The organism is Arthrobacter sp. StoSoilA2, assembly GCF_019977195.1.
In the GTDB taxonomy this organism is placed as follows: Bacteria; Actinomycetota; Actinomycetes; order Actinomycetales; family Micrococcaceae; genus Arthrobacter.
In genome coordinates, this window is sequence record NZ_AP024643.1 from 4293188 (window position 1) to 4312410 (window position 19223).

Genomic DNA, 19223 nt, shown 5'->3' on the forward strand with positions numbered 1-19223 from the left:
AGGCGCGCTAGACCAGCGATGTAGAACCGCGAACCACCAAGGAGCTCTCCAGCGTCACGTGGGGCTCCTCCAAATCCCGGCCCTCCATGAGCCCGCGCAGCTGCTCCCCCGCCTTGAGTCCAAGCGGGGTCGCGGGCAGGTGCACGCTCGTGAGGCTGGGATTGCTGGTGGCTGAATACGGGAGGTCATCGAAGCCCGCCACAGCCAGTTCGGCAGGAATCCGCACGCCCGCCACACGCGCTTCCTGCAGCACGCCATATGCGTGGGTATCGGTACCGCAGACGACGGCGGTCACCCCCTCACGCTGCCACGCGGGCCAGGCGTCGGCGAACGCGGCGGCGGCAGCACCGACGTCGATCGCGGTACTGATGACATGCCCGTCGGCAACCAGGAGCCCGCACGCGGCGGCCTCCTCAAGGAAGGCTTCCCTGCGCAGGTGGAAAGTGGTGGTGCCGGTAATGCCGTCCACGTAGGCGGCCCGCGTATGTCCGGACGCAGCCAGATGCCGGGCCAACTCACGTGCGCCTTGCGCGACGTCGAGGTTCACGGACGGGGCGTAGGACTCAAGCCCCGGGGCATCCAGGAGCACCAGCGGACCGGCCGCGGCCAGGTCCTGAAGAAACCCGGCACTGGGGGCACCCACCAGCAAGCCGGCCGGACGGAGCGCCAACAACTTGCGGACATCCTCAGCTTGCGGCGACTCCCCTGCGTCGGTCACCGAGAGCAGCAGTTGGTATTCCGGGCCCAGCGATTCCCGGACGCCTGCGATGACGTTGGCGAAGAACGGGTTGGAGACGTCGGGCGTCACGAGGATGACGATGGAGCTGACTCCGCGTGCCAGCGAACTCCCAATGCTGTCCACCACATATCCAAGTTCGGCGATCGCTGAGCGGACCCGCGAGATGTTGTCCTCGGATACCCGTCCTTGCGTCTTGCCGTTGGCCACCAAGGAGACCGTGGCGGTGGAAACCCCGGCCCGGGCAGCCACCATCGCGGCCGTTACACGGGGTGCGCGGGCGTTCCGCCGATCCAGGGTATCCATGCATCGATCGTAGCGTTGTTGCGGCACGCACTACTCCCCTCAAGGCATCAAGCGTTTAACGCAATTAACGTTAAGCGCTTGACGTGAGACCGGAAGCAGTGCCAGAATTCCCAATGAATGCTTACCGCCCTGCTTCAGGCAAGACCCTGGCAGGCCCCAATGACGTGGAGACGAAACGTGGACCCCACCCCCATGACAGCACCCAAGAAGATCATTCTTGACTGCGACCCCGGCCATGACGACGCAGTGGCATTGCTTCTGGCCCACGGCAACCCGGACATCGAGCTCCTCGCAGTGACAACCGTCGTGGGCAACCAGACCCTCGAAAAAGTCACGCGCAACGCCCTCTCGGTAGCCACGATCGCTGGCATCACTGGCGTTCCCTTCGCAGCCGGCTGCGACCGTCCCCTTGTGCGCACCATCGAGACTGCCCCGAGCATCCACGGCGATTCCGGAATGGACGGTCCGGAACAGCCCGAGGCCACCCTCGAGCTGGACCCGCGCCACGCCGTCGACCTCATCATTGAAACCGTCATGGCGCATGAGCCGGGCACCGTCACGCTCGTCCCTACCGCGGGCCTCACCAACATCGCGATGGCCGCCCGCAAGGAACCCCGCATCGTTGAGCGCGTCAAGGAAGTCGTCCTCATGGGCGGCGGCTACCACGTGGGCAACTGGAGCGCCGTTGCCGAGTTCAACATCATCATCGATCCCGAAGCCGCACACATAGTGTTCAACGAAAAGTGGCCCGTGGTGATGGTCGGCCTGGACCTCACTCACCAGGCGCTGGCCACAGACGAAGTAGTGGACCGCATCGCAAAAATCGGCACCAAGCCGGCCAAGTTCGTCATGGAACTCATGGACTTCTTCCAAAAGACCTACAAGGATGCCCAGGGCTTCGACTTCCCGCCGGTCCACGATCCGTGCGCCGTCGCCTACGTCATCGACCCCACCGTGATGACCACCCGCAAGGTCCCCGTCGACATCGAGCTGCAGGGAAGGCTCACTCTGGGCATGACCGTTGCCGACTTCCGCGCGCCCGCCCCGGAGGACTGCCACACGTCCGTGGCCGTGGATCTGGATCACAAGAAGTTCTGGGATTTGGTCACGGACGCGATCGAACGGATTGGCGAACCAACGCTCGACGACGGAGCTAACGCCACGGCTGCGGCGGACGTCACCGACGCTACAGCCGCAGTGGCAGCAGAAGAGGCCAAGTAATGTCCATCCCCGCAGAAACCAAGTCCACGCGCGGCAATGTCACTGCCCTCATGGTCGCCCTGCTGGCAGCTTGCGTAGCCTTCCAGCTCAACGCCTCCATGCTCAGTCCCGCCTTGGTCACCATGGGCAATGAGCTCCAGACCGACCAAGCAACCATCGGCCTCTCCCAGACCTGGTTCTTCACGGCCGCCGCACTGTTCTCCCTCTTCCTCCCCCGCCTCAGCGACATCGTGGGCCGCAAGAAGATCCTTGTGGGCATGATGCTCCTGATGACAGTTGGTTCGGTCATCGCCGCACTCGCACCCGATGTCACGTGGCTCTTCGTAGGCCGCATCATCCAGGGCGTCAGCGGTCCCACCGTCCCGCTCTGCCTCATCATGCTCCGCTCTGCAGTGAGCAACCCCCGCAAATACGGCACGCTCATGGGCCTCATCACCGCGGTGAACGGTGGGGTGGCCGGCGTCGACTCGTTCGTGGGCGGCTACTTCGCCGAGAACTTCGGATTCCGCAGCATCTTCTGGCTCATGGTGGCCCTGGCACTCGTGGCTACGGTTCTGATCGCTGTCCTGGCCGGCGAAAGCAAACCTGCTGCCGGAACCACCATGGACTGGCTGGGCGTCTTCTTCATCGTGATCGCCGTGGGCGCACTGCTGACGGCACTGAACGAAGGCTCCAAGCTGGCAACGGCCTTCGACGCCGGCACCTTGACCCTCGCAGTCGCCCTCATCCTGGTTGCCGCCGTCGCGTTCTTCGCCTTCTGGACCGTTGAAAAGCGCGCCAAGCAGCCCATGGTCGAAACCGTGCACCTGCGGCAGCGTTCCACGTGGGCTCCGCTTTTGACCACCACACTGACCATGACCGGCATCTTCGCCGTCATTAATGGGATCGTCCCTGCCTTCGTTCAGGCGGCCGAACCCGGCTTCGGCGTCGGCCCTACCGAGATGTCACTCATGATCCTCACGCCGTACGCACTGCTGGGTTGGCTCTTCGGCCCGATCAGCGGCAGGCTCGCCCCGGTCCTCGGCTACACGAAGGTCCTTCGCATCGGCCTGGTGGGCAGCCTCGTAGCCTTGGCGATCATCGCGCTCTTCGGCCTGAACAACCTGCCGATGATGATCGTGGGCACAGCCTTGCTGGGCATCATGTACGCCGGTACCGTCAACATCATGCTGAACGGACTCGGCGTGGTCCTCTCGCCCCAAGGCAATCCGGGCTTCCTTCCCGGAATGAACGCGGGCGCCTTCAACCTCGGCGCCGGCCTGAGCTTCCTGGTCCTGCCCGCGGTCCTCGTTGCAACGTCCGCACTTGGCGACGCAAAGGCGTCGTACCTCACCGTTGTGGTGGTGGGTCTCGCCATCACCCTGGCCGCCTTCGGAGCCTCACTGCTGATCCCCAAACCGGTTGATGCCGAAGTCACCGAAGGTGCGGACAACGAGACATCCGAGAAAGAGGTCACCGCATGAGCACAGAAGCCGAAGCACCCACGGCGGGGGTCGTCGTCGTCGGCTCCCTGAACGCCGATTTAACGATCTACTGCGACCGCCTCCCGAAGCCCGGCGAGACGGTCCACGGCAATGGTTTCGCCGTAAATCCCGGTGGCAAGAGTGCCAACCAGGCGGTGGCGGCCAGCAAGCTCGGTGCCCAGGTCAGCCTGGTGGGCGCAGTGGGCGATGACGCCAACGGCACCATGCTCCTGGAGTCGACCGCCAACGCCGGCGTGGACGTTACCCGCGTCCGACGCTCGGATGCCGCGACGGGCGTCGCGGTCATCTCGGTGGATGCCGGCGGCGAGAACAGCATTATCATCTCGGCCGGGGCAAACGGGACTCTAACCCCGGCGGACGTGCGCGCGGCAGCGGACACCTTCAACAATGCTGCGGTGGTCTGCCTCTGCCTTGAAGTCGCGATCGATACTGTGATCGCCGCTGCACAAGCAGGGCACGACGCCGGCGCTACCGTCTTGTTGAACCTCTCGCCTTACGCGGAGGTGCCGGAGGTCCTGGCCGAGTTGAGCGACGTACTGCTGGTCAATGCGCACGAGGCCTCACTGTTCCTTGGTGGCGAAGCCGACGTTCCTGCCGCCGACGCGGAGGCCGAAGCGTGGGAGCCGGTACGTAGCCAGTTTGCTGACCGGGGTTTGCAGCGCGTGCTGGTAACGCTGGGCGCCCACGGGTCTGTTGTGCTGGATTCTTTGGCCCGGGGTACCCAGGACCAGATCACGCGCATTGCCCCTACCCGCGTTTCGGCCGTCGACACCACGGGTGCCGGTGATGCTTTTACGGGGGCGGTCGCTGCACGCCTGGCTGCCGGAGACTCCCTCGCCGACGCCGCCGGGTTCGCCTCAGTGGCTGCCGCGTTGGCCGCCACGAAGAAGGGCACTCAGGCCGCCTATCCCAGCATCGCGGATGTGGAGCGCTTGCGGAGCGTTTAGTCCCAGCGTCCCAGGTGGGTTAGCGGGACTTGCGGGCTGCGCGTTGGGCCGAGCGCTCCACTGCCTTGCGGGTGAGGGCGCCGTGGCCGGCCATGAGCTTGGGGACCACAACGTAGACCGCGGCCGGGACCACAAGCGCCGTCAGCAGGAGTGCCCGAAGGATAGGGTGCCACGGCTCCATGATTGGCCCGAGCAACAGCATGCCGATGGATACCAAGGGGAAGATCGCGAGCCAGGTGATCAGTGCCCTCACGTGGACGGAGGGAACTTTCGGGCGAGCCGGGACTGCGGGTGACGAGGACTGAACGGCGATTTCCGGCGTTGTTTGAGTGGTCATGGCATTCTCCAACCAGATAGTTGCATTTAGCTTGGTCCCACCATAACCGCACTCGGGAGCAAATACAACTAGTTAGTTGGGAAATGGTAATCTGTAGTTATGGCATGGGACACAGAACGCACCAAGTCACTCCTGCTCGAGGCGGCGACGTCCGAGTTTTGCGCGCGCGGACTTGCCGGGGCCCGGATTGACCGCATCGCGGCTGAGGCGGGTGTCAACAAGGAACGCATCTACCAGTACTTCGGCAACAAGAACGGCCTTTTTGACGCGGTTATCGTCGCGGCGCTCAGCTCCCTCATGGACGAAGTACCCATTCATGGAAAGGGTCCGGAGGCCATGGCTGACTACGCTGGCCGGCTCTTTGACCACCACCAAAAAGATGCGACCGCGCCGCGCCTCCTCTTCTGGGAAGGCCTGGAACGCGGCGCTGAAGTTGTGGGCCTGCCCAAACGGATGGCCAACTGTGCGTCCAAGGTCAACAGCACCATTGCAGCCCTTCCTGGAATCTCAAGGGAAGACGCCGGCGATCTCCTCATCACCATCGTGAGTCTTTGCGATGCCGCGCCCGTGCTGCCTGCACTCGATGGACTCATGGCCGGGAACGACCCCGGCCGCCTCGAAAGGCGACGCGCCGCCGTCGTGCGTACCGTCTACCTGACTGCCTCCGCGCTGGCTGCGGAAGCGGCACCTGCCGGGTCGTCGGCCACAGAAATTGCACCAGCCTCAGTGGCCCAGTAGCCGCCCCCATACACCCTGTGACAGCTTTGACAGGAAAAGTGACTTCGTTGTGAAGTGGCCCCTAGCCAAGAAGGGGTGCCATCAACCATGCTTGCTGCATGTACTCAACGACGAGCCCATACCGCATCATCACGGTCTGCACTGGAAACATCTGCCGCTCGCCCATGGCAGCGCTCATGCTTACCGAGGCCTTCGAAGCGGAAGGGCTCGGCAAGCTGGTCGTCGTGGACTCAGCAGGCACCACCGGGTACGAGGTGGGGCACCCGATCGATCCCCGGGCGGCCCGCAAACTGACCGCCCACCACATCGCTTCCGAGGATCACGTCGCACGCCAGTGGCGGCAAGAGTGGTTCACTGAGCGGGATCTCATCCTGGCGCTGGACGTCGACCATTTCGGCTGGCTCCAGGAGGGCGCACCGGATCGCGAATCGCTGGCAAAAGTCCGGATGCTGCGCAGCTTCGATCCCATGATGGCTGGGCGCAGTTCCCTGGATTTGGGTATCGAGGATCCCTGGTACGGCGGCCACACCGACTTCGACAACACCTGGACCCTCATCAAAGCCGCCATTCCAGGCATTGTGCGCCACGTGGGCGCTGCCCTAGCGGAAGACCGCGGGAGTAGCGCCAGCGACGTCCGGGACGGAGCCACCGAGCACCAGCAGGTAACCTCTATGTCATGACCCCTGCACCCGTGATCATCGCCGTCGACGGGCGGTCCGGCGCGGGCAAGACCACGCTGGCCGTCGAGCTGGCGGCCCGCCTTCGGGAGCACCACAAGGTTTCCCTTTTCCATCTTGAAGACATCTATCCCGGCTGGAACGGCCTTGCCACAGGCATCGAACGATACATCGCAACGGTCCTGACGCCCTTGAGCCAAGGCGAGGCAGCAGAGTGGGTCAGCTGGGATTGGGAAAAGCATTACGACGGCGCGCTGCACGTCACGCTGCCAGCCGAAATCGTGATCGTCGAGGGTGTCGGGGCAGCAGCAAACGCCGCGCGCCCGATGCTGGACGCCATCGTCTGGGTCGAATCCCCCGGGGACGACCGCCGTCGCCGGGCTTTGGCCCGTGACGGAGATACCTACGAACCCTACTGGGACACCTGGGCCGCCCAGGAAGATCTTTGGCTCGAAGCTGACCCTGTCATCGGCGCAGCAGACATCCGTGTCCAGAACCTCGCGGATGGCAACGCCCCGGACGACGTCCTGCAGGCCATGCGGTACCTGCCGTCGCTGGCAGCGATCCTCTCGCCGGAACTCAGCGCGCGCCGCGGCCTGCAGCTCCGGTCCGAAAAGATCAGCGCCGCTCCTGACGCCGAGGCGCTCTTTCAGAACCTTTACGGTTCCTCGGCCAACGCTGTCTGGTTGGATTCCTCCAACGCATCCGCGGTTTCTGGGACGTCCCAGGCTGCTGCCCGAAGCCGCTTCAGCATTCTGGCGGACGACGGCGGCACGTTCGGACAGTCCGTCCAGCACCGTCAGGGAACCACCCAGGTAACGGTCGGAACAGCCACCGTGGAAACCGCCGGACCCTTCTTCCGCTGGCTCGATTCCGTATGGGGACGCCGGGCCGTGCGCGCACCCCGCGGCTACGATGGCCAGTTCACGCTCGGCTGGTTGGGTTATCTGGGCTACGAGCTCAAGCGGGAAACCGGGGGGAACGACGTCCAGGCAGGGACTCCCGACGCCGCCCTGCTCTTCGCTGGACGGGCCGTGGTGCTGGATCATCGCGAGCACACTGTGTGGCTGCTCGCCTTGGACGCGCCCGACGCCGATGACTGGTTCCGCGAGGCTCGAACCGCCGTCGGGGCTGCTTCAGCCGCCCCTGTTTCCGCCGTCGGGCCGGCTTCCGAGGTGGCTCCGGAATTCACTTGCCGTGACAGCGCGACGGACTACAAGCGCAAAATCGCCGACGCCCAGCATGAAATAAGCGAAGGCAACTCATACGAGGTCTGCCTGACCACCATGCTTGAAGCCCCTGCCGGCGGGCTTGATCCGTGGGAGAGCTACCGGGCATTGCGTCGCCGCAATCCGGCACCCTTCGCCAGTTACCTTCGGTTCGGCGAGCTGGTTGTCGCGAGCACTTCGCCCGAACGCTTCCTGCGGATTCTCTCCGACGGCGGCATGCGGGCCGAGCCGATCAAAGGCACGCGTGGGCGTTCCGCCGACCCCACGGAGGACGCCGAACTGCGCCGCGACCTGGAGACGTCGCTGAAGGACCGCGCCGAAAACATCATGATCGTGGACCTGCTGCGAAATGACCTGAGCCATTTCGCCGTTCCGGGCTCGGTGACGGTCAGCCGCTTGTGCGCGATCGAAAGCTACGCCACGGTGCATCAAATGGTGAGCACCGTGGACGCACATCTCCGCCCTGGCGCTCCGCGGGCAGAGGCCGTGGCTGCGGCCTTCCCGGCCGGTTCAATGACCGGGGCGCCGAAGATCAGCACCATGGACATTCTTGACCAGCTTGAGGCGGGTCCCCGCGGTATCTATTCGGGAGCAATCGGCTACTTCTCGCTGAATGCTGCCACGGACCTCGCCGTCGTGATCCGAACCCTGGTGGTGAATCCCGACGACGACGGCGGGCGAAAGCTGAGCCTGGGCGTCGGCGGGGCAATCACCGCCGATTCGGTGGCCGACGACGAGTACGAAGAGATCCGGACCAAGGCGTTTGGCGTGTTGTCGACGCTCGGGGCCGACTTCCCCGGCTGAGGACTATTGGAGCGTCGCGGTCAACCTCGCGACGTTATCCACGTACTTGGCCAAGGGGGGTCTGTCCATCCAGTCGTCCAACGTAAGCTCACGGGATACCTCGCGATACGTGGACTCCACGGCCCGCATGAGGTTCACGGTTTCGGCGCCCAGCAGCATCACCGAAACTTCCATGTTCAGGGAGAAGGAGCGCATGTCCATATTGCTGGAACCGAGAACCGCAACTTCGTCGTCGATCGTGAAGTGCTTTGCGTGGAGTACGTACGGCGCCCGGTACAGGTAGATGCGGACACCCGCTTCCAACAGTGCTTCGTAGTAGGAACGTTGGGCGTGGTGGACCAGGAATTGGTCACCCTTTTCCGAAACAAAGAGCTCCACATCCACGCCGCGCTGGGCAGCTGTAGTGATCGCATAGAGCAGGGAGTCATCAGGCACGAAGTACGGGCTGCAGATGGAGATCCTGTGCTGCGCCGAGTAGATCAGCGTATTGAACAGGCGCAGGTTGTTCTCGGTGGCGAACCCTGGACCACTCGGGACCACCTGGGCCGTGACCTGTCCCGGGGAGGGCTGGGCGGGAAGGCGAAGCTGGCTCTCGAGTGATTCGTCGGTTTCGCTGAGCCAGTCGGTTGCGAAAACTACGTTGAGGGTGGCCACAATCGGCCCTTCAAGCCGGGCCATGAGTTCAACCCATTGACGGCCGGCACGGCGATGCTTGGGATTGTTATAGGAGGGCTCGATCAGGTTCTGCGAGCCGGTGAAGGCCAGCGTCCCGTCGATGACCAGGATCTTGCGGTGGTTCCTGAGATCGGGGCGGCGCCACTGGCCGTGGATGGGCAGCAGTGGCAACATCCGCTTCCACTGGATCTTGCCTGCCTTGAGCCGGCGGACCAAGCGGCGGTAGCCCTTGATGCGCAGGGTTCCGATGTGGTCAAAGAGGAGCCTGACGGTTACACCCCGCTCGGCGGCCTTCTCCAGTTCAGTGAGCAATTCATCCGTTACGAAGTCGCTGCTCATGATGTAGAACTCTGCATTGACGTAGTCCGTAGCACCCCGCACTGCCTCGGCCATGGCTTTGATGGACTCCTGGTAGCCAGGAATGAGCTCCACCTTGTTGCCATCGACCATCGGCAGCGAGCCAAGGCGATGGTTCAACTCACCCGCGGACTTCACCCATTCCGGGCCAGGATAGGTGCTGACGGGGTCGGCCAGGTCGGAGGTGACAGCGCGAACTCGATGGTTCACTTGTTCCTGCTGCTCACGCCGGCGCTTGGACAAACGGAAATTGCCAAAAAGCAGGAAGAGCACGAACCCAACGGTCGGGACGAGGAAAACAGCCAGAAGCCAGGCCATGGCCGTGGTGGGGCGACGGTTTCCGGGAATGATGCCCAGCAGCACGATGCGCATGATGACTTCCGCAATGGCCCAAGCACCTAAAAGCCAGGTCCATTCCGGGCCAATCGGAAAAGGAAAAAGCACTCCACAACCCCCACGGTCCAAGAACTAACGGTGACCACAGCCTATCCGCCCGCCGTGCAGGAGGGCCGCACCGGGGTGCCGCACTAAGCTGGGAACATGACTTCTCCTGCCCCCACGGTTCTCGTTTTCCTGGACCCGGCCTTCGAAAACGGCCGCATTGCCGATTCCAGCCAGCCCCAGCTCATGGCCACGGACCTGGGCGCTACCCGTGGCGACGGCGTGTTCGAGTCCCTTCTGGCCGTGCAGGGCAGGGCGCGCAAAGTTCAGGCACACCTGAACCGGCTGGGCACTTCCGCAGCTGCCTTGGACTTGTCGATTCCGGAGCAGGACGTCTGGCGAAGGGCGATTGACACCGCGATCACGGAGTTCCGCACGGTGCACCCCGCGCCGACACCCGAAGAGGACGAAGTCGTCATCAAGCTGATCGTGACCCGTGGCGTTGAAGGTGCGGCCAGCCCCACATGCTGGGTACAGGCCTCGCCCTCACCCGCAGGCAGCCGCCGGCAGCGCGAGACGGGCATCGACGTCGTCCTCCTGGACCGCGGCTTCGACACCGAAGCCGGCGAGCGTGCGCCGTGGCTGCTGCTGGGCGCCAAGACGCTCTCCTACGCCGTGAACATGGCTGCGCTGCGTTACGCCCACAAGCAGGGCGCCGATGACGCCATCTTCACCTCCACGGATGGCCGCGTTCTTGAGGGGCCGACGTCCACTGTGTTGCTCGCCCACCTCGAGACAGTGGACGACGGCGAGGGTTCCGTCAGGACTGTTCGTCGCCTCATCACGCCGCAACTGGATAGCGGCATTCTCCCCGGTACATCGCAGGGCGCGCTGTTCGCCGCCGCGAAGGCTGCCGGCTGGGAGCTCGGGTATGGGCCGCTGGTGCCGCAGGACCTGTTCGACGCAGACGCCGTTTGGCTCATTTCGAGCATCCGCTTGATCGCGCCCGTGAATCACATCAACGGCCACGAGATCGGTACTCCCGCTGTCCGGAAGCAGCTCACTGCCGAACTGAATGAGCTGTTTGCCGGGATCGAGTAATTCCGGCCGGCCAGACTGAGGCCTACTCTGCTCCGCTTGGAACCTAGCAGATGACAAGTAGAGTAATTGCTCGCATGACTTATTGATAAGGAACTCTTGGTCTCAGCAGTGACCTTCACGGGGGTTCAATCGCGTTCCTTATCCTCCTTGAAATGGGCGTCCGTCATGTGATGAATCTTGTTCTCGTGTTAGTTGGATCACGTCCTCCCAACACCATTTGAGACTTTGCTGGCTAACTTCCCGGAGGGAATATGGGACACAGCTCCCCCACAACAGCCGAGGCATCGGCACCCGAGGCGCAGTCGGAGACTGGCGCCTCACAGACAGGGCTTCGCCGGTCCATGGAGGCCCGGCACCTGGTGATGATTGCCATGGGTGGCGTCATCGGCTCAGGCCTTTTCGTCAGCTCGGGTTACACCATTGCCACCGCGGGCCCTTTGGGCGCCGTTCTCGCGTTCCTTATCGGAGCCGTGGTGGTCTACCTGGTGATGGCATGCCTCGGGGAACTCGCCGTTGCGTTCCCCGTTTCCGGTGCCTTCCATATCTACGCTGCCCGGACCATCGGACCTGCCACCGGTTTCGCCACGGCCTGGCTCTACTGGCTTTGCTGGGCGGTGGCATTGGGTTCGGAATTCACTGCGGCCGGCCTGCTCATGCAGCGCTGGTTCCCTGGCGTCGACGTCTGGATTTGGTGCTTCATATTCGCCAGCGTCCTGTTCACCCTCAATGCCATCTCATCGCGTGTCTTCGGTGAATCAGAGTTCTGGTTCGCGCTCATCAAGGTTGCCGCCGTCGTCGGCCTGATTGTCTTGGGTGGCGCCGCTTTGATGGGCTTCCACCCGCTCGCCGCAGGCGACTACCCGTCGCTCACCAGCAACTTCAGCACACCCGAGGGGCTGTTCCCCAACGGCTTCACGGGCGTCTTCGTCACCTGCCTGGCGGTCTTCTACGCCTTCTCAGGCTCCGAACTGATCGGTGTGGCCGCCGGCGAAACATCCAATCCCGGTGCCAACATCCCCAAGGCCATGCGGACCACGGTCATCCGTCTCATGATCTTCTTTGTCGGGGCGATTACCGTCATCGCAGCGACCATCCCCTATGAGAAGGTCAGCGTTGACGAAAGCCCGTTTGTCACCGTCTTCTCGATGCTCGGCATTCCGTTCGCTGCGGACATCATGAATTTCGTAATCATCACCGCCCTGTTGTCTGCTGGAAACTGTGGACTCTACTCCTGTGCCCGCATGCTCTTCTCGCTGGCCGACGAAGGACACGCCCCCAAGGCGTTCAGGAAGCTAACCAAGCGTGGCATCCCGATGATTGCCCTGTGCGTCAGCATGCTCGGTGGCCTTGCCTCGCTGATCAGCAGCATTGTGGCGCCGGCAACCGTGTACCTGGTTCTCGTCTCGATCGCCGGCTTTGCAACTGTGGGCGTGTGGATGTCCATCGTGGCCTCGCACTTCGTGTACAGGCGTACGTTTATCAGGAACGGCGGCGACCTCAGCACGCTCCCTTACAAGGCACCGTTCTTCCCTCTGGTTCCGATCCTTGCGTTCGCGCTGTGCGTTGTGTCCCTGATCGGCATTGCCTTTGACCCCAACCAGGTAGCGGCACTGCTGTTCGGCATCCCGTTCGTAGGGGCTTGCTACGCGTTCTTCTACTTCAAGTACGGACGACGCGCCAAGATTCCCGTGGCCTCCTGACTTCTTTGGCGGCAGATCAGCCCCTGTGCAACCCATTCCGGCTGCGCAGGGGCTGATGTTGTTTGAAAGTAGGTCAGGACGCCAAACGGCCTCCCAAGTTCAGGACTTCGGCTTTGCCGTCCTGACGGGGTGCTCGCTCAGGATGGACAGGCGGTTGAAGGCGTTGATCCCAATCGCGGCCATGCAGAGAACACTGATTTGCTCGTCGTTGTAGTGCTCCCGGGCGCGCTCGAAGAGTTCGGGGCTCGGCCGTGACGTGCTCATCCGGGTGATCTGCTCAGTGATTTCCATGGCCACCCGCTCAGCCGGTTCAAACAACGCCACTTCCTTGTAGACCGCCACCAAGGACAAACGCTGTTCCGTTTCGCCGTACCCCAAGGCCCGGCGATGGTGCAGGTCCAGGCAGAATGCGCAGCCGTTGATCTGCGACGCAAGGTAGTTCAGAAGTTCGATGGTCCGGCGTGGGACACCTGTACGGTCGGCTTCTCCAACCACCTGTTGGGCATAGTGGCTCAGCGTTGCGTACAGCTCGGGCTGTTGCTTATCCAGATAGCCGGCGAGACGTGCTTTTGTTTCCTGTTCAGGCATGCTTGGAGCCTAGCGCAACTGGTATGGAGTGCCGGAGTGAGAGGCATCCACCCCCGGAGTAGCACCGGCTCGAAATCAAATAGAGATGGGCGGTGGAAGCCGCATTATCGACATTTTATGACCAGTTCATCACAAGCTGGAAATGAGACTTGACTACTAATCGATGCAAATGGAGCACCCACCCAAGGACGCAAATAAATACGCTTCCACTTTCTATTGCGCCCTCATTCCAACAGTGGTTCACTGAGGCGCAGTGATCCCTGCTGGGGCGGGAGAACTCCCTCTCTGTCCGGCAGGACACACTGTTTTCACTACGCCGTGGGAACAGAATGTTGATGGAGGGCATCATTGTGAGTGCAGTTTCTTCGTCCCAAAATTTCAACCACGGGTTTCCTACGCCCGGCCCCCAGGATCCTTCCCCGCAGAAGGTCATGGACCACGTATTTTTCCTCAACCAGGAAGAATGGAAAGACGTCCGCGAAACGGAACAATTCGATCATATTGTCATCGGCAGCGGGTTCTGCGGGTACGCGTTCGCGGAGAGGACCCTGACCGTTAACCCCCAGGCCAGGATCCTGGTTATTGAGCGGGGTCCGTTCTTCCTGCCCCAGCATTTCCAGAACCTTCCGTTGCCCTATCGCGAGACCCTGGGCGGACTTTCTGAAACATTCCCATGGAGGCTGGCTGCCGCCACGGCCAACCAACCCGCCGGCAAGATCTCCTGGCAGCACGGAATGGTTCCGTTCTATGGTGGCCGCTCCATTATGTGGAGCGCTTGGTGTCCGCGACCTGAAGAGGACGAGATGCGCGGGTGGCCACGCGCAGTCATGGATGCCGCAAAAGCGCACTTCACCACTGCAGAGGATCTGCTGAATGTGGTCAGCGCCGACCAAATCGACGCCGGGGCGTCTGCCGACGTCGTGGATCTCATCAACAACACCCGGCCCGTCTACGGGATCATGCAGAAGGCACTACAGGACCGGCTGGCGGCCGGCTTGCACAAGATTGACTCGGCCACCCGCTCCATGCCAGCACCATTGGCAGCAGCTTCGGGCGCGACCTCAGGCATTGACTTCGCCAAATTCTCAACGCCATCGGTGCTGCTTGAACTATCGGACAGGCAGCAACGGCTGGCAGCAGCAGGCAAGGGATCCCCGCTCCGCATCGTTACGGACTGCACTGTCAACAGCATCATCCAGCAGGACGGCCGGGCCACAGCGCTCGATACCAGCCGCGGTGTGGTGAACATCGGAGACGCAAACCTGGTGCTTGCCATGGGCACGTTGCCACCTGCCACCCTGGTCCTCAATTCGTTCCCCGAAGTGCCTGGAGTCGGTGAGCAGTTCAGCGCCCACTTCATTACGTCCGTCGTTGCCAGGGTCCCCCGCAAGGACTTCGAGTTCAGCGAGGCCCTGGGCGAGTTGGAACTGGCCGCCATCTACATGGCAGGCATGAGTCCCGCGGGCATGCAGTACCACGTGCAGCTCTCGGTGCTCTCGGATCGGAGCCCGGATAAGAACGCCCAGAAGTCCGAGCGTTACGCACCTGACGTCGTTGCCACCGCCTCGCTGGCCCAATTGCAGTCCTCGGAGGACTACCTGGTGTTCGTGTGCGCGGTACTGGGCGAGCTGGACATCGATAACCCGGAAAACCACCTGCGCTATTCCGGTGGAGCGGACCCCACCAACAACGTGACTCTTCAGGTCCTGGCCAACTCCACGGACGATGCCACATGGGACACCATGGACGAGGGCACTTTCCAGATGTTGGAACGCGTGCTGTCACCCGACGGCGCGGATCATGTTGAGTATTGGCACGGCGATCCGGACACCGGAACCTGGGGATCGGACCGGCCCGGCATTCCCGAGCGCCGCGTCCCGGGACTCGTGCACGAGAGCTCCAGCCTTCCCATCGGCGAGGACGAGGACTCCACCGTCGGCACCGACTACCGCCTCAACGGCGTCGAAAATGTCTATGTCGCGGGCGGTTCGCTGTGGCCGACCGGCGGGTCCTGGAACCCAACCATGACCATGGTTGCGTTGACGCAGGACCTCGCCGAACGGTTGGAGGCCGACGGCGGCACGGGAGTTGCGCTGTGACCGCGGTTCCGGCCCTGGACCCGGCAGTCCTGCCTAACGTGCCGCCGATGACAGTTGCCGACGTCCTGGACAGGCAGGATGGCGTCTTTTGGGTGGTCAAGGACGCCAACTCCGTTTTCCTGTGGGTGAACCAGAACTTCGCGGACCTCGTGGGGATGACCAAGGACCAGTTGATTGGGCATCAGGACTCGCGGGCAGCCCATGTTGCCCATGACAAGGAGGTGATGGCCAGCGGAAAACCCCTGCTCAATTTCCACGAAGTCATCGAGGTTCCGTTGAAGGATGGCGGGACGGTGAACGTGGAAATCGTGACCCAGAAGGGGCTCCTCCGGTCGCTGGACACCGGGGCCATCATCGGGATCACTGTCTGCTTCTCACTTGCGGATCCCCCCAATGACTGATGTGGATCTGGCAGGCGGGAGCCCAGGCATCCACTTCGCCAGCCCGGACGCGGCCAGCCCGAACGCAGCCAGCCCCGACGCGAAGGAGTGGATCAAGCGGTTGGACATGACGCCGTCGGGCGTTGGCGGCTGGTTCGCGCCGGCAATGGTGAGCGACGAGCTAATCGCCGGGCGGGCATTGCCACCTCGCTTTGGCAGTGACCATCCGCTGTACAGCTCCAACTGGTACCTGTTGCAGGCGGGCGAAGTCCTCCAGCTGCACACTTTGAAGCAGGACGAGCTGTGGTTCTTCCATCTGGGCACCCCCATTCGGCTGCACGTTTTTTCGCAGACAGAGGGGTACTCATCAACGGTCTTCGGTCCGGATCCGGAGTCTGGTGAGATTCTGCATGGCGCGGCGCCGCATTCCACATGGTTCGGGGCTGAGCTGGCTGGGGACGGGTTTGTCCTGGCGAGCTGCAGCCTGTCCCCCGGCTATGAACCGAGCGATTCCGCGAAGCCCACGAGCGAAGATGTGGAGGCACTCGTGGCGCAGTTCCCTGGTCAGTCGGAGTTGATCAGGAGGCTCGCGGCCGGCTAACCGCCACTGAAGGGTGCGCCCGTATGGGGAGGGCGCACCCTCCAGCGGGGCGTGAAGTGAGAGAACATCCGCCCAAAGGCCGCTGGAAGTGAGAGAGCATCCGCCCAAAGACCGCTGGAAGTGAGAGAACATCCGCCCAAAAGCCGGTGGAAGTGAGAGAAGATCCGCCCAAAAGCCGCTGGAAGTGAGAGAGCAAGCTATTCGGTGGCGTCGCGGGCCAGGTGGATGCCGTTCTCTGCCAGCCACACCGGGTTGAAGGCCTTGCTCAGGTAGTTCGTTCCGGCGTCGGGCGCTATGGCAACCACCACCGAACCGTGGGGTGCGGCCCGGGCCACGCGCAGGGCAGCAGCCACCGCGAGTCCGGACGATGGACCCAGCGCCAGCCCTTCTTCGTCAAGGAGCCGATGCACCGTGGAGTAGACCTCGTCGTTGGGGATGCGCAGGAAACGGTCAACAATGGAGCGGTCAAAGGCCTTGGGCCATTCAGCCTGTGGCCAGGAGTTACCCACGCCGTCCACCAGGATCTCCCCAGGATGGCCACCACTGTAGGCGGAGCCGTAGGGGTCGGCGCCTATCACTTCAAGATGCCCGCCCGGCCGCGATGCTGCAACCTTCTCTTTCAGGAACCGGCCGTTGCCGCTAATGGTCCCGCCGGTTCCGATGCCGGCCACGAAATGCGTCACCAGGCCGTGGGTCTGCTCCCAAATCTCGGGCCCGGTAGTTTGGTAGTGCGCGGCAGGATTGGCAGGGTTGTCGAATTGCATGGGCCGCCACGCACCTGGCGTTTCGGCCGTGATCCGCGCTGCCACAGCGCGGGCGTTCTCCGGCGATTCGGAGGGCGCGCCCCAGTCCGTCAGCACCACGCGCGCACCATAGCTGTGGAGTGCGGCGAGCTTCTCCTGGGAGATGGTGTCGCCCGTAACCACCACCACGGGGTGCCCCGTCAGCCGCCCGATGAGCGCCAGCCCGATCCCGGTATTACCGGACGTGCTCTCCACAATGGTTGCGCCCGGCTGTAACTCTCCTGAGCGCTCCGCCGCCCGGACCATGCTCAGCGCTGTACGGTCCTTGATGGATCCGCCCGGGTTCTCGGACTCAAGCTTGATGTGGATGGTGCTGCCCAATCCACGGCCCAGGGCTTCCAATTTCACCAGCGGAGTGTTGCCCACTTTATCCAGGACGGAGGCATCCAGGCCATCCGGCAGCCCTGCCGCCGCATGTGCGCCCTGTTTCCTGATTGCGGTACTCACGTGGTCCCCTCCCTTTGAGCCATCGGCGGCAATTCCAACGCCACCACCTCACGCAATTCACGTCGGGCGCGCTCCACCAGGTCCGGAGCGGACGGCCGATGCGCCAGGACATCAGCCAGCCGGCCCGCGACGGCGCCGGTCCCCTTCCCAAGCGGTTGGGCGGCCCCCGCTTCGAACAACAGATACGACGCCGTCAGAGCCTCAATAGCAAGCAATTTCTCCAAGGCCTCCAAGGACCTTTCAAGTTGCTGCAACGCCAGCGGCGCCAAGGTGGAGTGGTCCTCGACGTCGGCCGAGAGGGTGGGTGCCCCGAGCGTCGCCGGCGCTGCCAGGAACTTCAGTTCGGACAGCAGTCCTGCTGCGGAGTACCAGAGCAGCCCGGGCAACTCCTCCTGCACAAGGCCCGCGGCCGGTCCGGACCCGGAGATCGCATTCGACGACGAACCCTCCAGGTGCCCGGCGGCAGCCTCCAGATGTCTGGCCCGGATCACCCGCTGTGGCGGATACAGTTTGGCGATGCGCCGCTCGCTGGAAATCCCCACGTGCGCCAACGCAAGCCGCAGGCCCTCAAAGGAAAGAGCCAGCTGCATCGGTTGGAAATTCCCTCCGGACACCATTTGCCCGCTTTCAATATCAACCAGGGGGTTGTCGCCACGCCCGTTGAGCTCCACGCTCAACGCAGCGCCGAGTTGTGAAACCAGGGAGCGAAAAGCGCCATGCGTCTGGGGCGCAGAACGGAATGACAAAGCATCCTGCACCGAGACTTCGGGACGAACGTCCTCCAACCACCCGCCGCGCAAAAGGTAACGGACGGCGGCCGCCGAGTCCTTCTGCCCGTCCACCGCCTTGCCCGCTTGGATAGCCGGCGAAAACGGGCTGAGGTTCCCGCCGCCGTCGTACCTTGCAATGGCTTCAAGCGAGAGGGAAAGCGCGACGTCGGCGAGTTCCGCCAGCTGTTGCAGGCGCACCAAGGCAAGGGTGCCGGCCCCCACGGAGTAGGCGTTCGCGCTGACCATGGCCAGGGCCTCACCGGGCGCGAGCCGCAGCGGCTGAAGACCGGCGTCGGCGAGCGCTTTCGCCCCGGGTACCAGGGTGCCGTTCGCGTCGATGGCTTCACCTTCACCGATGGCGACGGCGGCGACGGCGGCCAGCTGGGTGAGGTCGGAGGAGCCGACTGAGCCTTCGCGCGGGATGGCGGGAAGAACCCCACGGTTGAGCAGTTCCGCATAGAACTGCGCTGTCTCCGGCCGCACGCCGGAGCCGCCGCGGCTGAAGCCGATGAGCCGGGCGAGGATCACAGCGCGGGCGGAGGGCCGGTCCAGATGCGCGCCCACGCCGCTGTTGTGGTATCTGACGACTTGGATTTGATAGGCAAGAACCGACTTCTCCTCCACGGCCGTATCCCGTCCGGATCCGAGGAGGGTGTTCAGGCCGTAGATTCTCTGCCCTGAGTTCGCAGCGCGCTCCAGCACTTCGCGTGATCGGCCGATCAAAGACAACGCATCATGGTTGAGTTTCACGTGAAACGCCGGATCCAAGGCAGCGTCCGCTACGCGCACAGGGTCCACCGGCGATGTGCCGATCAAGAAGGTCCGGGGCTCGGAGGACATGC

17 protein-coding genes are annotated in these 19223 nt (G+C 63.4%); 11 read left to right on the forward strand and 6 right to left on the reverse strand.

Annotated features, from left to right (window positions below; translation table 11 throughout):
• Positions 1-7: 7 nt before the first annotated feature.
• A complete protein-coding gene (locus tag LDN82_RS19585; protein ID WP_224165516.1) occupies positions 8-1042 on the reverse strand; it encodes a LacI family DNA-binding transcriptional regulator in 1035 nt (344 codons plus the stop codon).
• Between the two features lie 159 nt (positions 1043-1201).
• Here LDN82_RS19585 and LDN82_RS19590 point away from each other — a divergent pair, with 159 nt between their 5' ends.
• From LDN82_RS19590 to LDN82_RS19600, 3 genes are read left to right on the forward strand one after another with little or no spacing between them, the layout of a single operon-like run.
• The gene (locus LDN82_RS19590) at positions 1202-2263 is read left to right on the forward strand and encodes a nucleoside hydrolase (RefSeq protein WP_224165517.1); all 1062 of its coding nucleotides are present in this window, start codon (positions 1202-1204) and stop codon (positions 2261-2263) included.
• On the forward strand, positions 2263-3726 hold the full coding sequence (locus LDN82_RS19595) for an MFS transporter (RefSeq protein ID WP_224165518.1): 1464 nt from the start codon (positions 2263-2265) through the stop codon (positions 3724-3726). Before LDN82_RS19590 ends, LDN82_RS19595 begins: the two co-directional genes overlap by 1 nt.
• Positions 3723-4694 carry a ribokinase gene (locus LDN82_RS19600; RefSeq protein ID WP_224165519.1) on the forward strand — a complete coding sequence of 324 codons (972 nt, stop codon included), beginning with the start codon at positions 3723-3725 and terminating at the stop codon, positions 4692-4694. Before LDN82_RS19595 ends, LDN82_RS19600 begins: the two co-directional genes overlap by 4 nt.
• Positions 4695-4713: 19 nt before the next feature.
• On the opposite strand, the gene LDN82_RS19605 is transcribed toward LDN82_RS19600, so the two are convergent.
• Positions 4714-5031, reverse strand: a complete 318-nt coding sequence (locus LDN82_RS19605) for a hypothetical protein (RefSeq protein ID WP_224165520.1) — start codon at positions 5029-5031, stop codon at positions 4714-4716.
• Between the two features lie 99 nt (positions 5032-5130).
• Between LDN82_RS19605 and LDN82_RS19610 the strand changes: the two genes are divergently transcribed.
• The 3 genes from LDN82_RS19610 to pabB all read left to right on the forward strand — a co-directional run bounded on the left by LDN82_RS19610 (position 5131) and on the right by pabB (position 8479).
• The gene (locus LDN82_RS19610) at positions 5131-5769 is read left to right on the forward strand and encodes a TetR/AcrR family transcriptional regulator (RefSeq protein WP_224089284.1); all 639 of its coding nucleotides are present in this window, start codon (positions 5131-5133) and stop codon (positions 5767-5769) included.
• A gap of 98 nt (positions 5770-5867) precedes the next feature.
• Positions 5868-6449, forward strand: coding sequence for a low molecular weight protein-tyrosine-phosphatase (locus LDN82_RS19615; RefSeq protein WP_224165521.1), 582 nt, complete (start codon positions 5868-5870; stop codon positions 6447-6449).
• A complete protein-coding gene (gene pabB, locus LDN82_RS19620; protein ID WP_224165522.1) occupies positions 6446-8479 on the forward strand; it encodes an aminodeoxychorismate synthase component I in 2034 nt (677 codons plus the stop codon). Before LDN82_RS19615 ends, pabB begins: the two co-directional genes overlap by 4 nt.
• A gap of 3 nt (positions 8480-8482) precedes the next feature.
• On the opposite strand, the gene cls is transcribed toward pabB, so the two are convergent.
• Positions 8483-9955, reverse strand: a complete 1473-nt coding sequence (gene cls / locus LDN82_RS19625; RefSeq protein ID WP_224089291.1) for a cardiolipin synthase — start codon at positions 9953-9955, stop codon at positions 8483-8485.
• Between the two features lie 96 nt (positions 9956-10051).
• Between cls and LDN82_RS19630 the strand changes: the two genes are divergently transcribed.
• On the forward strand, positions 10052-10993 hold the full coding sequence (locus LDN82_RS19630; protein WP_224165523.1) for an aminodeoxychorismate lyase: 942 nt from the start codon (positions 10052-10054) through the stop codon (positions 10991-10993).
• Positions 10994-11244: 251 nt separating this feature from the next.
• Positions 11245-12693: an amino acid permease gene (locus LDN82_RS19635; protein ID WP_224165524.1), complete on the forward strand. Its 1449-nt coding sequence runs from the start codon at positions 11245-11247 to the stop codon at positions 12691-12693.
• Between the two features lie 99 nt (positions 12694-12792).
• Here LDN82_RS19635 and LDN82_RS19640 read toward each other — a convergent pair whose 3' ends face one another.
• Complete coding sequence (locus LDN82_RS19640; protein WP_224165525.1) at positions 12793-13281, reverse strand: carboxymuconolactone decarboxylase family protein; 489 nt, start codon at positions 13279-13281, stop codon at positions 12793-12795.
• 431 nt (positions 13282-13712) lie between these two features.
• On the opposite strand from LDN82_RS19640, the gene LDN82_RS19645 reads away from it, so the two are divergent.
• From LDN82_RS19645 to LDN82_RS19655, 3 genes are read left to right on the forward strand one after another with little or no spacing between them, the layout of a single operon-like run.
• Positions 13713-15380: a GMC oxidoreductase gene (locus LDN82_RS19645; RefSeq protein ID WP_224165526.1), complete on the forward strand. Its 1668-nt coding sequence runs from the start codon at positions 13713-13715 to the stop codon at positions 15378-15380.
• Positions 15377-15781 (forward strand): PAS domain-containing protein, encoded by a 405-nt coding sequence (locus tag LDN82_RS19650; RefSeq protein WP_224165527.1) that lies wholly within the window; start codon positions 15377-15379, stop codon positions 15779-15781. The genes LDN82_RS19645 and LDN82_RS19650 overlap by 4 nt, the downstream gene beginning before the upstream one ends.
• Complete coding sequence (locus LDN82_RS19655) at positions 15774-16361, forward strand: cupin domain-containing protein (RefSeq protein ID WP_224165528.1); 588 nt, start codon at positions 15774-15776, stop codon at positions 16359-16361. The genes LDN82_RS19650 and LDN82_RS19655 overlap by 8 nt, the downstream gene beginning before the upstream one ends.
• A gap of 197 nt (positions 16362-16558) precedes the next feature.
• Here LDN82_RS19655 and LDN82_RS19660 read toward each other — a convergent pair whose 3' ends face one another.
• Positions 16559-17611, reverse strand: a complete 1053-nt coding sequence (locus LDN82_RS19660) for a cysteine synthase family protein (protein ID WP_224165529.1) — start codon at positions 17609-17611, stop codon at positions 16559-16561.
• Positions 17608-19221 (reverse strand): aromatic amino acid ammonia-lyase, encoded by a 1614-nt coding sequence (locus tag LDN82_RS19665; protein ID WP_224165530.1) that lies wholly within the window; start codon positions 19219-19221, stop codon positions 17608-17610. The genes LDN82_RS19660 and LDN82_RS19665 overlap by 4 nt, the downstream gene beginning before the upstream one ends.
• Positions 19222-19223 lie beyond the last annotated feature (2 nt).

Coding starts and splice junctions, on each gene's coding strand:
- LDN82_RS19665 (WP_224165530.1), bottom strand. CDS start 19,221: ATGTCCTCCGAGCCCCGGACCTTCTTGATCGGCACATCGCCGGTGGAC.
- LDN82_RS19640 (WP_224165525.1), bottom strand. CDS start 13,281: ATGCCTGAACAGGAAACAAAAGCACGTCTCGCCGGCTATCTGGATAAG.
- LDN82_RS19590 (WP_224165517.1), top strand. CDS start 1,202: ATGACGTGGAGACGAAACGTGGACCCCACCCCCATGACAGCACCCAAG.
- pabB (WP_224165522.1), top strand. CDS start 6,446: ATGACCCCTGCACCCGTGATCATCGCCGTCGACGGGCGGTCCGGCGCG.
- LDN82_RS19600 (WP_224165519.1), top strand. CDS start 3,723: ATGAGCACAGAAGCCGAAGCACCCACGGCGGGGGTCGTCGTCGTCGGC.
- LDN82_RS19635 (WP_224165524.1), top strand. CDS start 11,245: ATGGGACACAGCTCCCCCACAACAGCCGAGGCATCGGCACCCGAGGCG.
- LDN82_RS19645 (WP_224165526.1), top strand. CDS start 13,713: ATGGACCACGTATTTTTCCTCAACCAGGAAGAATGGAAAGACGTCCGC.
- LDN82_RS19595 (WP_224165518.1), top strand. CDS start 2,263: ATGTCCATCCCCGCAGAAACCAAGTCCACGCGCGGCAATGTCACTGCC.
- LDN82_RS19610 (WP_224089284.1), top strand. CDS start 5,131: ATGGCATGGGACACAGAACGCACCAAGTCACTCCTGCTCGAGGCGGCG.
- LDN82_RS19615 (WP_224165521.1), top strand. CDS start 5,868: ATGTACTCAACGACGAGCCCATACCGCATCATCACGGTCTGCACTGGA.
- LDN82_RS19655 (WP_224165528.1), top strand. CDS start 15,774: ATGACTGATGTGGATCTGGCAGGCGGGAGCCCAGGCATCCACTTCGCC.
- LDN82_RS19630 (WP_224165523.1), top strand. CDS start 10,052: ATGACTTCTCCTGCCCCCACGGTTCTCGTTTTCCTGGACCCGGCCTTC.
- LDN82_RS19605 (WP_224165520.1), bottom strand. CDS start 5,031: ATGACCACTCAAACAACGCCGGAAATCGCCGTTCAGTCCTCGTCACCC.
- LDN82_RS19585 (WP_224165516.1), bottom strand. CDS start 1,042: ATGGATACCCTGGATCGGCGGAACGCCCGCGCACCCCGTGTAACGGCC.